This is a genomic window from Bacteroidota bacterium (genome assembly GCA_016721765.1).
Classification (GTDB): Bacteria; Bacteroidota; Bacteroidia; order UBA4408; family UBA4408; genus UBA4408.
Window position 1 is genome coordinate 1959268 of sequence record JADKHO010000001.1, and the last position, 17567, is coordinate 1976834.

Below are 17567 nucleotides of genomic sequence, written 5' to 3' on the forward strand. Positions count from 1 at the left end.
AACCAAAAACCAAAGACAATAAACTAAATAAAATGGCAAAAGAAGTAACTGGCTTTATTAAGCTACAAGTAAAAGGTGGTGCTGCAAATCCTTCACCTCCCATCGGTCCTGCATTAGGTTCCAAAGGGGTGAACATTATGGAGTTTTGCAAGCAATTCAATGGCAGAACGCAAGATCAAGCAGGAAAAGTATTACCTGTAATCATTACCGTATATTCTGATAAGTCGTTCGACTTTATCATCAAAACTCCTCCCGTTGCAGTGCAACTGATTGATGCCTCTAAAATAAAAGGCGGGTCAGCTGAACCTAACCGTAAAAAAGTGGGTACTGTAACCTGGGCGCAAGTAAAAGACATTGCTCAAATTAAAATGCCCGATTTAAATTGTTTTACAATCGAATCAGCAATGAGCATGGTGGCTGGAACTGCCCGTAGTATGGGATTAACCGTTACCGGAGAGAGTCCTTTAAAAAAATAATTTTAATTTTTTAGTGTAAGTCGAAAGGCTTTTTACTGAAAATTCAAAATACAAAAAAGATGGCAAAAATATCTAAAAAAAGAAAAGCAATCCTGGGCAAAGTGGATGCTAACAAGTCATATCAATTGGCTGAAGCAGCTGCCCTGGTTAAAGAAGTAAGTACTACTAAATTCGATTCGTCAGTTGATTTGGCTGTCCGTTTAGGAGTAGATCCCCGCAAAGCCAATCAAATGGTTCGTGGTATAGTTTCCTTACCACATGGTACCGGAAAAACAGTACGCGTATTAGTGCTTTGTACTCCCGATAAAGAAGCTGAAGCAAAAGCTGCAGGTGCTGACCACGTTGGATTGGACGATTATATCGCAAAAATTAAAGCAGGCTGGACAGATATCGATGTAATTATTACTATGCCAAGTGTTATGGGTAAAGTAGGTGCTTTAGGAAAAGTTTTAGGTCCTCGTGGTTTAATGCCGAATCCTAAAACCGGAACAGTTACACTGGAAGTTGGTAAAGCGGTTACGGAAGTAAAAGCAGGTAAAATCGACTTTAAGGTTGACAAAGCCGGTATCGTGCATGCTTCAATTGGTAAAGTTAGTTTCGACAGCAAAAAGATTGCAGAAAACGCAAACGAATTGTTGCAAACTATCGGAAAATTGAAACCATCTAGTGCTAAAGGAGTGTACGTAAAAAGTATCTCTATGTCCAGCACAATGAGTCCCGGTATTGCTATCGATACTAAAGCAGTTAGTTTATAACAAAAATATAAATCTGTCCGCCTTTGGTGGATGAAGTGAAAAGTAAAATGAAAAAGTCAGAAAAAAATGAAATGATTGATAGTTTGGTTGAGAAACTAAACAACAATTCAAATTTTTATTTAACCGATATATCTGGTTTAACCGTTGAAAAAACAAATGCTTTGCGCAGAAAATGCTTCGAAAATCAAATTTCGTTACATGTGGTGAAAAACACCTTGTTGCAAAAAGCAATGGAGAAAACAGATAAAGATTTCTCTGAATTGTTCCCCATCTTAAAAGGGTCCACTTCAGTTATGTTTTGCGAAGTTGCAAATGCTCCTGCAAAACTTATTAAAGCCTTCAGAAAAGAACCAACGGATAAACCGGTATTGAAAGGTGCTTTCGTAAGCGAAAGCGTGTATATCGGAAACAATCAATTGGGCGCTTTGGCGGATATCAAGTCCAAAGAAGAAGTTATTGGCGAAATTATCAGCTTGTTGCAATCGCCTGCTAAAAATGTTATTTCTGCACTTAAATCAAGCGGAGGTAAATTGGCAGGTATCGTTAAAACATTGTCGGAACGCCCTGAATAATCATAAAACAGTAATTTTTTTTAATCAAATAGTAATAGTCAAATAGTAATTAACAATTAAAACAAAAATAAAATGGCAGATTTAAAAGCTTTTGCAGAACAGTTAGTTAACCTAACAGTAAAAGAAGTAAACGAATTAGCAACTATCTTAAAAGATGAGTATGGTATCGAACCAGCAGCAGCAGCAGCAGTAATGGCAGCACCTGCAGCAGGTGGAGCAGCAGCAGCTGAAAAAACTACTTTCGATGTAATTTTGAAAGCTAGCGGTGCTAATAAATTAGCAGTTGTTAAATTGGTGAAAGACTTAACTGGTCTTGGCTTGAAAGAAGCTAAAGATTTAGTTGACGGAGCTCCAAAACCAATTAAAGAAGGTGTTTCGAAAGAAGACGCTGAAAACTTAAAAACTCAATTAACAGAAGCTGGAGCTGAAGTTGAAGTTAAATAAGCGTATTCAATAATACAAGTCCTGTTTAGACCGTTCCTTTTGGAGAGGTCTAAACTAGTTTGTAGCTATTTTGTTTTACTCATTTATTTAAACTTTTAATACTTCTAGTTTTGGCAACAAATAAAAAATCTCAAAGAATAAGTTTTTCTTCACTGAAAAATCAGATACCTTATCCTGATTTTTTGGATATACAGCTGAAATCATTTCAGGATTTTTTCCAGTTAGAAACTACACCCGAAAACCGTCAGGACGAAGGGTTGTTTAAAGTATTCTCTGAAAATTTTCCGATTTCGGATGCACGAAATAATTTCGTGTTGGAGTTCATCGATTATTTCGTTGATCCTCCCCGCTATTCCATCGAAGAGTGTATTGAACGCGGATTAACTTACAGCGTTCCACTAAAGGCGAAGTTAAAATTATACTGTACCGACCCGGAGCACGAGGATTTCGAAACCATCGTGCAAGATGTGTATTTGGGAACAATCCCATACATGACTCCGAAAGGTACTTTCGTTATCAATGGTGCTGAACGCGTAATTGTTTCTCAATTGCACCGTTCGCCCGGAGTATTTTTTGGTCAAAGCCGCCACGCCAATGGAACCAAACTTTATTCTGCCAGAGTAATTCCATTTAAGGGTTCTTGGATTGAATTTGCTACGGATATCAACTCTGTGATGTATGCCTACATCGACCGAAAGAAAAAACTTCCGGTAACAACATTGTTGCGTGCCATCGGATACGAAAGCGATAAGGATATTCTCGAAATATTCAACCTTGCCGACGAAATGAAGGTGAGCAAATCAGGTATTAAAGCCGCAATCGGCCGCAAATTGGCTGCTCGTGTGTTGAAAACCTGGGTGGAAGATTTCGTGGATGAAGATACCGGTGAAGTTGTTTCAATCGAGCGTAACGAGGTAATCATCGACCGCGAAACGGTTATCGATAAAGACCACTTGGATCTTATCCTTGATGCCAATGTAAAGTCAATTATTTTGCATAAGGAATCAGTTAACTCTGCCGACTATGCAATCATTTATAATACCCTTCAAAAGGATACTTCAAACTCCGAAAAGGAAGCGGTAGAACACATCTACCGTCAGTTGCGTAACGCTGAACCACCGGATGAAGAAACCGCGCGTGGTATTATCGATAAATTATTCTTCTCCGATAAACGTTATGATTTAGGTGAAGTAGGTCGTTTCCGTATCAACAAAAAGTTGAAAATGGATACTCCGGATGATGTGAAAGTGTTAACCAAACAAGACATCATCGCCATCATCAAGTATTTGATTGAGCTAATCAACTCGAAGGCTGATGTGGATGATATCGATCACTTGAGTAACCGTCGTGTACGTACTGTTGGGGAACAATTGTATTCACAGTTCGGAGTAGGTCTTTCTCGTATGGCGCGAACCATCCGTGAGCGTATGAACGTAAGAGATAATGAGGTGTTTACACCTACTGATTTGATTAATGCTAAAACATTATCATCAGTTATTAACTCTTTCTTCGGAACCAACCAATTATCACAGTTCATGGATCAAACCAATCCATTGGCTGAGATTACACATAAGCGTAGATTGTCGGCACTCGGGCCAGGTGGTTTGAGTCGTGAACGCGCCGGATTTGAGGTGCGTGACGTGCATTACACCCACTACGGGCGTTTGTGTACTATCGAAACTCCAGAGGGACCAAACATTGGTTTGATTTCTTCACTTTGTGTATTCGCTAAAATTAATCGTTTAGGATTTATTGAAACTCCTTACCGCGAATTAAAAGACGGTAAAGTGAATTTCAACTTAGAGCCGGTGTACTTAAGCGCTGAACAAGAACACGGAAAAACAATTGCGCAAGCGATTGCTGATATCGACGACAAAGGAAACCTGCATGCAGTGCGTGTGAAAGCACGTTTTGAAGGAGATTTTCCAGTGGTTGACCCGAATCAAGTGGATTTGATGGACGTTGCTCCAAATCAAATTGCTTCGATTGCAGCTTCTTTGATTCCTTTCTTAGAGCATGATGATGCTAACCGTGCCCTGATGGGTTCGAACATGCAACGTCAGGCAGTTCCATTGTTGCGCCCTGAAGCGCCAATCGTGGGAACAGGTTTGGAGCCTTTAGTTGCGAAAGATTCTCGTGTGTTGATTAATGCCGAAGGTACCGGTGTGGTAGAATATGTGGATGCAAATGAAATTGTTATCCGTTACAACCGCACTGAAAATGACCGTTTGGTAAGTTTTGATGACGATACAAAATCATACAAACTCACTAAATTCCGCAAAACCAACCAAAATACCTGTATCAACTTAAAGCCAATTGTGGCCAAAGGGGAGAAGGTAAGCAAAGGACAAGTTTTGTGTGAAGGATATGCGACTCAAAATGGTGAGTTAGCACTTGGACGTAACTTAAAAGTGGCTTTCATGCCATGGAAAGGTTACAACTTCGAGGATGCTATCGTTATCAGTGAACGTGTAGTGCGTGAAGATATCTTCACATCCGTGCACGTGGATGAATATACCCTAGAAGTGCGTGATACAAAGCGCGGTTTAGAGGAATTAACTGCTGATATTCCTAACGTAAGCGAAGAAGCTACTAAAGATTTGGATGGAAATGGACTTATCCGCGTAGGTGCTGAGGTGAAAGAAGGGGATATTTTGATTGGAAAAATTACTCCTAAAGGAGAAACAGATCCTTCACCGGAAGAAAAATTATTACGAGCTATCTTTGGCGACAAAGCAGGCGATGTGAAAGATGCTTCGTTAAAGGCACCTCCCTCATTGCGTGGTGTGGTTATCGATAAAAAATTATTCTCTCGCGTAATCAAGGATCGCAAAACCAAAGCAGATGAGAAACCTTTGTTGAATAAAATCGACGAGGAAATGAACAAGGAAGTAACTGTTTTGAAAACCAAATTGGTAGATAAACTGTTTGCTTTAACCAATGGAAAAACCTCACAAGGTGTAATGAACAATTACAAGGAAGTGCAAATTCCAAAAGGTACTAAGTTCTCTCAAAAAGTGTTGACAGGAATTGAGTATGCTAACATCAATCCATCAAAATGGACAACTGATAAGGATACCAACGAATTGATAAAAGTATTGGTGCACAACTACACCATTAAGGCAAACGATATTTTAGGTGCTTACAAACGCCGCAAATTTGCTTTAACTGTTGGAGATGAGCTACCTGCAGGTATTGTTCAATTGGCTAAAATTTACATCGCTAAAAAACGTAAGTTGAAAGTGGGTGATAAGATGGCCGGACGTCACGGAAATAAAGGTATTGTAGCGCGTATCGTAAGAGACGAAGACATGCCATTCTTAGACGATGGAACACCGGTTGATATCGTGTTGAACCCGCTGGGTGTACCTTCTCGTATGAACTTAGGTCAGATTTATGAAACGGTATTGGCTTGGGCCGGCGAAAAATTGGGAGAACGCTACTTTACTCCAATTTTTGACGGTGCAACCTTAGAAGATATCGATTCAATTACCGACAAAGCCGGTTTACCGCGATTTGGACGTACTTTCTTGACCGATGGTGGTACTGGAGAGAAATTTGACCAGCCTGCAACGGTAGGTATCATTTACATGCTGAAATTAGGTCACATGGTGGATGATAAGATGCATGCGCGTTCAATCGGACCTTACTCGTTGATTACTCAACAACCTTTAGGTGGTAAGGCTCAATTCGGAGGTCAGCGTTTTGGTGAGATGGAGGTTTGGGCATTAGAAGCATTCGGTGCAGCTAATATCCTACAAGAAATCTTAACCATTAAATCAGATGACGTAATAGGACGTGCAAAAGCATACGAAGCCATTGTAAAAGGTGATCCAATGCCAACTCCCGGAATTCCGGAATCATTCAACGTATTGTTGCATGAATTAAGAGGCTTGGGCTTAAATATTACCTTGGATTAATTTGTTTGTTTATTAATAAAAAGAGCCGCTCTGCAGAAATGTAGAGCGGCTCTTTTTTGCATATACGCCAATTAATCTTATAATGTTTGAACTTTTCGTATTATTGATCAAATTTCATGTTGAGCCATGCAGTTCAGACTTCTTTACCTCATACTTATCTTACTGTTTTTTTCTTGCAAAAAAAAGGAAATGCAACAAGAAAATTCAGGTACTTATTATAAGCATATCCCATATTCGGATAGTTTATTTCCTTATAAATTCAATACCGGGAGCAAGTGGATCTATAGGAAAGTTGGCTCAACGAATATTGATGAAGTAACATTGGTTAATTCTGCTCCATCTACCTGCGAGCGGACTCCTTGTCATATTCTTTCCTCAGCCTCTGATACTTGTATTATTACCGATATTTACAATATGACATTTTATTCATCATTTTATAATCGCACAGATTTATTGAGTTTACATGGGATGTATTTTTCCTCCTTGGGAGATTGGTGCTCAGACCATCCAATTTTTTCAGCCAATTTTATGCCAGTTGATACTTTGTATAAATTATACTTGTTGGATTCGCACCTCACATTAAATATTGATACCAATTCATTTACCTCAGTAATAAAAATGCAATGCAAAGGAGATGCCGCAGGTGTCATAATGCATTCTCCAAAAAACAATGTAATTATCTATATGTGTCCTAATATTGGCATAGTTAAGAAGGAGATTGAGCTAAGTTCTGGTAATATGGAAACATGGGAACTTTTTAGCTATTCAATAAAAAAATAATAGCTGTAGATAATCTCATATACCATTTTTTATACCCAGTGTATGCCTTTAGCATGCTAATTCCAAGCATAACTTACTTGGCAATACCCGAAACATTCAACGTATTGTTGCATGAATTAAAAGGCTTGGGCTTAAATATTACCCTGGATTAATTTGTTTGTTTATTAAAAAGAACCCCCGTCAGCTTTTGTTGACGGGGGTTTTTTGTTGTTTAAATATACACCTGTACCTCCGCTACATAGGGCAATAAGTGCTTTTCTTAATTTAAAAAATATCCCCCGCCGGCGGGGGTAGGGGGTGGCATTCTACTACATGGAAGAAACCAACTCCATCTCCAAACGATTTCTTGAACCTATTACATCTGGTTTAGTAGGAGTTACAGCAGTGCAATTTGGTAAAACAAAAAACGCTTTAGAAATTTCTAAAGCGTTTTTTGCTGAAATAAAATTTGTCAAAGAAATTTAATCCACCACAAATTTCTGTCGAAGCTTTTTCCCTTTAACAATAGCTTCAATCATATACACACCCTGGGCAGGACGTACGCTTGGTTTTACTCTCAATTGAGTGTCACCTTCATTATAGGTTGCAGTTTCTTTGTAAATTAACTTTCCAACCAAATCATAAATGGTAATTTGTGCAACTTCGCCAGCGGTATGAATTCCCCTCACTTCAATAAAGAACTCATTGTTGATTGCATTCGGATTCGGGTATACCAACAAAGCAAGTTCATCTACGGCCTCATTCAATGCAGCATTTTGATTCAACTCAAATGCCTCTGCTTCGCGCCATTGAGTTGCCGGTGTAGTAATGTTGCAACTCGCGCCATAAGCACTCCAAACTCCACCTGCATTTGAAGCTACTTCCACTGCATAGGTAGTATTCGGAACCATGTTTTGTTGTCCACTGCCTAGGATAGTCCAACTAAAATGCCAATCGTTTCCAGCTTGATTTCTGTTAAAGGTCTTATTGTAATTGGATGGACCTGTGATGTGGTAACGATAATCAATTGCACCCGGAACGGCATCACAATTTACTAGACTACTAAAAAGTGGTAAAGTGTATCCGCAAAATGCAGTTTGCAATTGGGTCAATGGAGACGAAGGCGTAGTAATGGTGCATGAAGGTCCATAATCGCCCCAGGTATTTCCCATTTTGAGTTTTACTCTTACTGAATACGTTGTTGAATATTTCGCCAGATTTGGAGAAGGTATCCAAATCATAATGAAATTATTCAAAGTTAAACCGCGATTTACTTCAAAAGTTGTGTTTCCTTCTGTAAATTCATATTTGTAATCATAAATCCCACAAATGCCTGTATTATTTGTATAAAAATAAGTATTCATACTAGGCAAATTTATGTTACATGAAGCAGAATTTAAACTGGTTATAGGAATTGGATTTACTACCACATTACAAGCTGGACCATAATAAGTCCAACTACCGTTAACCAATGCTGCCACTGAAACAGCATAAGTATTTCCAGGTATTATTGAAGTTGAAGTTGCGTTAAGGAATTGATACAAGTATGGATTATAAGAAAGCGATGCAGGTGTATACTCTTGAGAGAATCCAAGACTAGAATTTTCAAATTTATATTTATAGGCTGTTGCACCGCTTACTGTTGTAATCGCCAAACGATCACACATATTAAATGATGCTGTATTGCAGGTTGTAGTATTTAACTTAGGACATGCAGTAACAGTTATAGTTGCACTAGCACTTGTATTGTTACAACCATTAGCATCGGTATAACTGTGTGTATAAGTTGCACTTGCTCCCGTATAAGGATTAGCCACACTCCACGTTCCACCGGCTGGACTTCCCGATAGTGAAATAGCTGTTCCTTCACATCCACTCACATTTGCTGCGCTTACTGTTGGTAAGGCGTTTACTGTAATGTTAGCTGGGATGCTGGTAACAGCACATCCATATTCATCTGTAAAAGTGTAGGTATAGCTTGCACTTGGACCTGTATACGGATTACTTAAGCTAAAAGTACCACCTGATGGAGAACCGTAAAGAGAAATAGCAGAACCGGTGCAACCGCTAACGTCACTTGCAGTTACGCTTGTTTGAGCATTTATTGTTATTGTACAAGATGCTCCAAAAGGCATCCAATTTCCATTTACAAATGCAGTTGCCGAAACTGTGTAGGTTTCACCTAATGGCAATGGTAAAACGGGTGCATTATAAAATTCAGACAAGAGCGGATTGTTTGAATTTACAGTATAATCCATTGAAAAACCTAATTGTAAATTTTCAATCCTAAACTTGTAACTTGTTGCTCCAGTTATCAAATCACATTGAATGCGTTCACAGCTTGATACTGTATCACCGCAAGTTTCAGCCGAAATTTTTACGGTCGGAATCAAACTAACCCTTAAGTCATCCACAAAAAGTGTTTGGCTATTTGGAGAACCATTTGCATGAACGCCTACATAAAACTGTCCGGTATAGGCAGCAATATAGTCGCTCGCCAGAGTGTTTACACAATTTGAATTGGAGAGGTAAGAATTAATTATCGATGAAGTGCTTTGCATCGTTGCTGCATCCGGGCTTGAGCCGATATATGCTTCAATTCCTTCTGTTTGTGGACCATCCGTTTTTGCATTAAAATCAACTTGGTACAATTCGCCAGCAGTAAGATTCAGCGGAACTGAATAAAACCAATCATCTTTGGCGGTGGTATTATTTGGGTTTTTTGATATAGCAATGCTGTTGTTGCCCGAACAAGAAGCAGCCGTGCTAGTAGCCCATACAACACCATCTCTTGGGAAATTCTCATCACTTATAGTAATGCCACATGGTAATTCTGGTGGACTAACTCCATCAAAATTTTCAATGTATGGATTGCCAAGTGTCGGAGTAAAATCAACTGCGGTTCCGGAGGTGAATGAAAATATGGAGCACCCGTTTACCGGCACATGCGCATCATCATAAGGAATTACCTGATAATAATAAGTAGTACCACCGCTCAGCATAGGAAGTGTTACCGAGGTAACATTACCAACATCCCAACCATTTACTACATTATCCGGAGTTGTTGTTCCGGCACCGTTTGTACCCAACATAATTAAATATCCGGCAGCGCATCCTGCTGGTGGATTCCAACTCAACTGAGTAGCAGTTACACAACTAGTATTGTTGGCACTTGCTGTTATGCAAGTAGGATTAGAAACCAAAGGAGCTTGAGTATAGCTACCTGTAGAGGTGTTTCCAAGCGCATCCATAATGGTACAGGTTATTGTACCTCCGGTTCCGATAAGGCTTCCCCAATTAACTGAAATACTGTTTCCACTTTGAGTAAAACTTGTTCCCGATGGAACTGTCCAAGTATAGGTTGCTCCTGTTGTGGCAGAAACAGTGTAGGTTTTGATAAGGGCACACAGTGTGTTGCTGCTGTCCTGGCTGATGGAATCAGCTGGTGATTGTAAACATTCGTCAATGCTCGGGTAAAGATTGGGGGTGAAATAGGAAAGCATTGTCCTTGCACCTGATACAGCAGAGCCACCAGTTAAAATACATTCCTCTGCGATTGGTGTCAAATCATTAATCATATTCGCTAACCAGGTAGAATCACCGCCAAGTGCTGTATCCTTCTGAAAAGCTATGTAATAATTGTTGTATTTCTTAAGATTGGCTTCAACGTGGCTATGAGTTACGATACTTTGATTGTCACTCTCTGCTAAAGTCCAGTCGCCATTTTTAATCGAACTAGATACAACGTAAAATTTTCCAACGTTTCCTGAAGCTAAGGAATCCACAAAGTCACTGATAATGCTATCATTGGGATTAATTGTACTATCGTTTAGAATTTTTTCATACAAAATTGATCCATAATTCCATTTTGTCTCCTCTGCCAATACCGGAAAATTCAGTTCATTCCCCAATAGTTTTCTGATAATCTCATATTCTTCATTAGTTAATTGATTGGAAACAATAGGAGAAAATGGAGTTGAACCTAAACATGTTGTAGAACTTGCTCCAGTTGCCGGCATCATGGTAACCGAGCCAAACGGTGATATTGAATTAGGCCCTCCGGAATGTATATAAACTACAGGGTTTGTTCCTGATTGATTTCGTATGCCCACCCCACCGGTATTAGGATTAAGCCATATGTTATCCGATCCATGGCTTGCAGTTCCTTGATTTGAAATTGATGCATATTTTAAAAGATCAACACCAGTAAAATAGTCACTAATTTCATTTTTATGAAGCAACCCTTCAGAGTTAGGCGGGGAAGAACAAACTCCTTGAATTCGAATGCCAGTTCTCGCCTTTTTAATTTTATTACAATTAATCATGGAGTTTTGAGAGGAGTAGAGGTAAATCCCAGTAATGTTATTTGCCTTAGTTGGAAGAGCAGAAATGTCTGGATTGTCAGCTACTTCGACACCATTACATTCATATACATAAATACCATTTTGCGGAGTTGTTATAGGATTGCCCCGTTGTATTGTGATATGTGGATTTTGATTTACTGTAATACCTCCAGTGGTCTTGAAGTTCTCTATCCTAACGCCATTCATTAGGCCTTGCAAGTCATTATGATCAATATGAATGTAAGAAAGTAAATTATGATAATTTTTCTGGCTATGAATATAAATTCCAATATTGGATTTTTCATTTCCAGCGCTGCTGATAGTATTGTATTCAAAATTACTTTGGACCTTATCAAATGTAATTTGATCAAATTCAATACCGATATAAATATTGGTTATAGTATTGTTTCTGCAAGTATGAGAGCTTTTGTCTCCATTGGAAAGCTTTATACCCCATCGTCCCACATAATTCGTATTTGCGAAAACATTACCAACCCCTGCCGTTTTTTGAATCGTATTCGCTTCAATTTGGGTGTTAAAATAGTCTTTTATTAAAGTTCCAATCCCACAATCAATAAATGTGTTTCTTTCGGCAGGAATAGAGCCCCCACCTACTTTAATACTAAAAGGCATATCAATTGATCTATACGCCCAAATTCCAATACCTGTTGAATAACCTAAGTAGTTAGTAGCTTCCATGTTCTGAAACTTGCAATTCACAATTTCTACATTACTGCTTTTTATTTTTATTCCATAGTCGTGCCTGTCAAAAAGGTTTCCTTTTGTTGTAAATCCTGAATTTTCATCACCAATCTTAATATTATAAGAAGGTATTGGAGTTGATAACCCAACTCCTGATATTTCAATAGCTGCCTCACTTCTATTACTTGGATTTAATGAGGAAGGATAGTAAAGCAAGCTTGAGGGAATGGATGTTGTTAAATTATTATTTTTTAAACTAGAAGCAAGAATTCCCACATTACTTAAGTCTGGAGAAGGATTAATATACCTGCAAGTAAAGACGGACCCATTAACTGTTCCAGTAAATGAATTACCTGTACCTTGACCATCAATAAAAATATCTTCTTTGTTCTGATTGAATACGGAAGAAGTGATGTCATAATCTGAGCCATCAACACAAGAAATAGCGGTAAGTGCATTTTGTATCAGAGTTTTATCACATTTTAGTATTGCTGTTGAACTTACTCTAATACCATTCCACATGTCAGGGCATCCTTCAACTATACATTCAGATAAATTCAAAGTCATAGAAGGATTAATAACTATTGAAGACCCAGGTGCCATTAAAAAATGACATTTGTTAAAATTTGCGGTCGGTATATTAATTTTCAAAACACCATTAACAAAAACAATTGAATTTGAAAAGTTGCTTAGTTGGTATTGAGAAACGTCGCCGGTTAATATATTCTGACCTGCTAGAACAGAACTACATTTATAATTGATGTTTACTTGATCGGAAGTAGATGGGCAATTTCCATTATTAATTGTCCAAGCAAAGGTATTAATGCCAAAGCTTAAACCTGTTACTCCCGTAGATTGAGAGTTGGGACTTGTAAGAGTGCCCGAACCTGCTATTACTGTCCAGTGTCCGGTTCCAATATTTGATGGAGTGTTTCCTTGTAATGAAACACTAGGAATGAATACAGTTTGATCAATGCCTGCATTTGCAGGTGAAGGATTTGGAGGAAATGTTGCATTAGAGAAATCGAAATCTAAGGAAGTGTTATTTTTAACAGCCTCACACACGACTCCTCCTGAATGGCAGCTTAATTTAAATTGCGGTGTTATTTGTAATTTATTTTGTAAATCTAAAAAGCTTGAAATATTGCAATATGGCATATTAACATTTCCACTAATTGAAAAACATCGACATGCATTTGGTAGAATCGAGTTGTTAATAATAAATCTTCCGGATCCTATTGATGTTTGAGAAAATGTCGCAATTTGACTAGGGTTACTATTATTACAGTCATATTCGAGAAGCTGGGCTTGCGAGGAAAAATCTCCCAAATGAGGGATTTCAATAATGGTGAATGGAACAGATAAAGAACGAGGATCAGGGCAAATTTGAAATTTTGGGGTTGTGAAATTCGAAGTTAAAGGAGGAATTGCCGCATTAATTACTGTTGAACCATGGATTATTGGAAATTCAATTCCAGGACTATTATGTGTAACCGCAATTCCCCCTCTTGCCAATATTGAGCTAGTATAAATATAGTTAGAATTGGCTGAGTTATGATTTTGGAGGGCTTCCTTATATCTAAGTTTAGCACTAAATGCTCCCGGGGGAAAGTTTGAAACATCACATTCTGGTATAAAAGTTAGTTCAAAAGTAATTCCAGGTGTATAGGTACCATTTGCCTTATAATCCATTAATGGCCAATTTGTAGAACCACTTAGTAATGAAGCTGGGTTTATAAAGTACTGAATACAATCTGTTTGCCCAGTTGGGCAGTTTGGACATATTTGCGTATTAAATGGCACATAGTTAGGCAATCCTAAGTTGGATAAGGATACAGTTGCATAAGTACAAGCATTGCTTAAATAATTATTGTTTACAAACTGGCTACCTGCAACTATAGGACCAAGAGTTGTAAAGGTATTAGTTGGAAATAAAAGTGAACAACTTTGTAAAGTATAACCTTTAGGGAAATTTACTTCAACTGCACCATCAATTCCTGCATAAGGCCTGAACTCATTAGGAAAATCTATTCTATCATCATCAAAATTTCCAGATTTACTTTGTAATTGAATTGACATTTTAAAGGGTTCACAACTAGAGCTTTTCTGATTACCAACTATGACTTGAATGGAAGGTTGAAGGATTGTAAACTTAACTCCAAAATCATCACAAGATGTATACTCAGTTCCATTATTTAATATTGCACCAAACCCTGCACGAAATGTTTTTAATTCATGGCTCCCAGGCGTAAAGAATGTATTTGAATTTAATGCAGTCCCTTGTTGAGTTGTTCTTACTATTAACCTAATCCTTGCTGTGAAATGATATTGGTGATTTTGTTGCAAACTTGAGGCAAAAGCTGCTGGTAGTTCAAATCTCATATAGTCAATGTGCACTGACGTATTTGGATCTTGAAATGCTATAAACGTAAGATTATTATAAATAGTTGTTGTCGTTGATCCATTGTATGTATCGTCAACAATGATTGAACTTTGATTTAAGATATTTGGATCCATATCAAATATCTGAAAGTTGGCGCTTTGATGCAAATAAAATAAATCATCATATCTCATTTTTAAAAAAACACTTGCATACTTAGTTGGTACATTTATGTCATTATCAGAGAAAGTTCCTTGGATGTTCGCCTCAATGCAATCTCCTGGGTATGCTCTGTCAAGTCTAATAGGACTATTCGCTATATTTACACTACTTAATGGTAAATTAGATTGGGTATAACTTAAAGGACTAGCTGTATTTAATTCGTCAGGATTAAACCATCCTAATGTTTGTCTTTTTAAAGAAAATCTTGGGCTAGATTTTGTTTGAAAATTTGAAGCTAAGGGCCCACAATCTATTCCGCAATGATTGAATATATCATCACTCCCTGAGGCAAGTACGCTTCGGCATCCAGCATCATTCGGACAGCAAATGAACTCGAAGGAGTATTCAATTTCATCTTTAAAAGGCTCATGGTGAATTGGGCCAGGGGCGCAGTTACATGTATTTTTCATAGGTAAACTAAGACATCCAATGGATAATGTGTAATGATTCCCGTTTGCCAAAATTCTTGGAACACGGTCAAAATCGATATTAATAAAACCAGGAGTATATGTATCCGGAGAACCGGGAGTGCAGATTCCAGGAGTTTCTGTTACTGTTGCAGTAACTACCTGCGGCGGAATAGAGTTTATTGTAATATTCATTGTACCACTATGTGGCGTGGTGTGAGTTAAAAGTTGATTCACATTTAGCTCATAACGTGCTGGCAATGGGATATGTATCCGATGAAAACCTGAAGGGCAATTAAAATCAAAACCTTGTGGTGTCCATCTTTGCTCAAAATTGGGGCAAATTGTATAATTGAACTCCTCGCCAATTAATGCATCTGGGGGTAACGAAGCAGAAGACGAATGGATCACAGTTGCATAAGAAAATTGTGATTTTACAGCATCATCTTTTGGATTAAATTCATTTCCGAAATTCATAATTCCATTTATTATCTTATCTTGGAAAGCGGTACCTGTGGCAGGGTCATAGGCATTATTGGAATGGAGCGGTAAGTTGGGATAGTAATATTGTAAAGTTTGACATTGATTTTGAAAAAGGCAAAATGTTTTAATAAGACTTGATGAGAAACCAATAATATCTGCTCCTGGGGTTGGAGGATTAGCTGGGAAAGGGCAAATATAAGGTACATCTCCTACATATTTGTAGTCAAACTCAAGGGTAAATTCAGCCCCTTCATTCATATCATCCATTTGTCCGTCACCATCTAAATCACATAGTCCTAAATTTGATCCACCAAATTTATTTTCATATGGTAACGGTATAGAAGATATCCATTTTGTAAAATCAATAAGATACGTTTTGAAGTTAATAGCTGGTGTATATGCAACTTCAGATATTAACCCTTGATATTGAGTATTATTTAATGTATAGGAATACCCATTAGATTTTATTTTTAAGGAAGTTGAAGAGCGTGGGTCTACAATTTGTCCAAATGCATTGTCACTAGCAAGATAAACCTTGAGGTCAATAAGTTTAGCGTATCCAGCTGTTGCTCCAGTTCCTGCTAAATTATGTCCAGAATTAAGATATCTAAAAGAGAATTTTGTAACACCATTATTGATTTGACAAATACCAGGTCCATAATTATTATTTTGTACTAAGGCTTGGCCTTGAGGTTCAATCTCTGGTATTCCGCCCTTAAATAGGTGAAGGTTAGAAGTTTTTCTGCCATAATAATCATTTCCACAAGGTGAACCAAAAAGGATTTGACCGGCTTGCCCACCTCCATCAGGAAGGGGACAGATTCCGGTAATACAAATATGAATGTTTATTATTTGACCTGGGGCAATATTAGTTATTGTAATTACAGATCCTGTTAAAGAGGTGTAACCAATAATTGAGTTACATGGGCTTATTGGTGTTGTATAAGTTTGCCCTAATAATGCGTAACCTGAGATGTTTACCACCTTTAACTGATTTATAAAATCTATTTTTAAATTCGAAATGTCGGTGGTAAGGCTTTTGTTTTCTAGTGTGATAATCCAATCTTTCATCTCTCCAGCATTTAAAGGATAAGAACCTGGCAGTGTTACACTCAAGTTACTACTATTGTCGGATAATGCAAATGAAGTAGTAGGGGATTTACTGCAAATAAGGTTTGTATTATAAAAATCTATACTGGTGGTTGACGGAAAACCTGATATAATTGATGATGGGGTAAGTACTTGAATAATGATAGTTGGAATAGAAGTTGTACCCACAAAAGTGAAGGTTGGTGAAATGGCTCCCGAACTAGAAGTAGTAGCGACTCCATTTCCAGAAACTAAACTTTGAAAACGTATATCATGTGGTAAATTTATTTTTATTCTATTAGTTTCTGGGACTGGGTTTGGAAAGGTATAAACAACTTCATAATATTCACAAGTTGCAAGAGCTATTCTATTGGTGCTTTCAGCTTCACTGAAAGAAAAGGAACAAACTTGACATTTTGTGCTTGAATTTAAAATAACAATTAGCATAAGAGTAATTAAAATAACCTTTTTCATTTGCATCAATTTTTGAAATGTGAATAGAATAATTTGTAAAAATTTCAGCCGCTAGAAGAGCAGGCCTTGGAAGAATATACGCTCAATTAAGTAAAAGGAATAAGATTCCTTACTAAGAAAACTAGAATTAAGGTTGAGAAATTGAAATGGGTAGTTGAGCTGAGCATAGTAACAGGGTATTATAAATTTCCCGGCCTTACATAACTTCCCAAGTGATTGGTTGAGAAATTTCAATTCACAATCAAATAAACTGAATATTTTTGAGGCATGCAAGCTAAAATGTTTCAATTGTTGTTTTTAATAAAATTGGTTAGCTAGTATTATTGAAACTGCAAGCGCTGTCTTCTTTGCTAAATGGAATTCATTTTCTAAAACAGAATCAAATTAAAGTTCTCAATTATCCTAATGCAAAAAAATGGCCAAGCTAGGGTGTTTATCAAAAAAGGGAGAATTTCAAAATTAAATTTTTGAGCTTTGGCTTTATTGAAAAATTAGAATGAGAATTCATTGCCCTCCTCAGTGGGAATAATGGCTGCAAAAA

General features: G+C 37.6%; 8 protein-coding genes. 7 read left to right on the forward strand and 1 reads right to left on the reverse strand.

From position 1 onward, the window contains the following. Positions 1 to 32: 32 nt before the first annotated feature. From rplK to IPP32_07215, 7 genes are all read left to right on the forward strand, one after another. Entirely contained in the window at positions 33 to 476 is a 444-nt protein-coding gene (gene rplK, locus IPP32_07185; GenBank protein MBL0047861.1) for a 50S ribosomal protein L11, read from the forward strand. 59 nt (positions 477 to 535) lie between these two features. Beyond that, complete coding sequence (locus IPP32_07190; GenBank protein MBL0047862.1) at positions 536 to 1231, forward strand: 50S ribosomal protein L1; 696 nt, start codon at positions 536 to 538, stop codon at positions 1229 to 1231. A gap of 47 nt (positions 1232 to 1278) precedes the next feature. Further along, positions 1279 to 1803, forward strand: a complete 525-nt coding sequence (locus tag IPP32_07195) for a 50S ribosomal protein L10 (GenBank protein ID MBL0047863.1) — start codon at positions 1279 to 1281, stop codon at positions 1801 to 1803. 72 nt (positions 1804 to 1875) lie between these two features. After that, positions 1876 to 2247, forward strand: coding sequence for a 50S ribosomal protein L7/L12 (rplL, locus tag IPP32_07200; GenBank protein ID MBL0047864.1), 372 nt, complete (start codon positions 1876 to 1878; stop codon positions 2245 to 2247). 110 nt (positions 2248 to 2357) lie between these two features. Continuing rightward, on the forward strand, positions 2358 to 6167 hold the full coding sequence (gene rpoB / locus IPP32_07205; GenBank protein MBL0047865.1) for a DNA-directed RNA polymerase subunit beta: 3810 nt from the start codon (positions 2358 to 2360) through the stop codon (positions 6165 to 6167). Between the two features lie 189 nt (positions 6168 to 6356). Next, the gene (locus tag IPP32_07210; protein MBL0047866.1) at positions 6357 to 6947 is read left to right on the forward strand and encodes a hypothetical protein; all 591 of its coding nucleotides are present in this window, start codon (positions 6357 to 6359) and stop codon (positions 6945 to 6947) included. A gap of 312 nt (positions 6948 to 7259) precedes the next feature. Beyond that, positions 7260 to 7412, forward strand: a complete 153-nt coding sequence (locus IPP32_07215) for a hypothetical protein (protein ID MBL0047867.1) — start codon at positions 7260 to 7262, stop codon at positions 7410 to 7412. On the opposite strand, the gene IPP32_07220 is transcribed toward IPP32_07215, so the two are convergent. Next, positions 7409 to 17026, reverse strand: coding sequence for a T9SS type A sorting domain-containing protein (locus tag IPP32_07220; GenBank protein MBL0047868.1), 9618 nt, complete (start codon positions 17024 to 17026; stop codon positions 7409 to 7411). The two genes, IPP32_07215 and IPP32_07220, sit on opposite strands and share 4 nt — an antisense overlap. Between the last annotated feature and the right edge of the window lie 541 nt (positions 17027 to 17567).

Bases quoted from the DNA above. Each gene is read 5' to 3' on its own strand.
- rplK (MBL0047861.1), top strand. From the start codon at position 33: ATGGCAAAAGAAGTAACTGGCTTTATTAAGCTACAAGTAAAAGGTGGT.
- IPP32_07190 (MBL0047862.1), top strand. From the start codon at position 536: ATGGCAAAAATATCTAAAAAAAGAAAAGCAATCCTGGGCAAAGTGGAT.
- IPP32_07195 (MBL0047863.1), top strand. From the start codon at position 1,279: ATGAAAAAGTCAGAAAAAAATGAAATGATTGATAGTTTGGTTGAGAAA.
- rplL (MBL0047864.1), top strand. From the start codon at position 1,876: ATGGCAGATTTAAAAGCTTTTGCAGAACAGTTAGTTAACCTAACAGTA.
- IPP32_07210 (MBL0047866.1), top strand. From the start codon at position 6,357: ATGCAACAAGAAAATTCAGGTACTTATTATAAGCATATCCCATATTCG.
- IPP32_07215 (MBL0047867.1), top strand. From the start codon at position 7,260: ATGGAAGAAACCAACTCCATCTCCAAACGATTTCTTGAACCTATTACA.
- IPP32_07220 (MBL0047868.1), bottom strand. From the start codon at position 17,026: ATGAAAAAGGTTATTTTAATTACTCTTATGCTAATTGTTATTTTAAAT.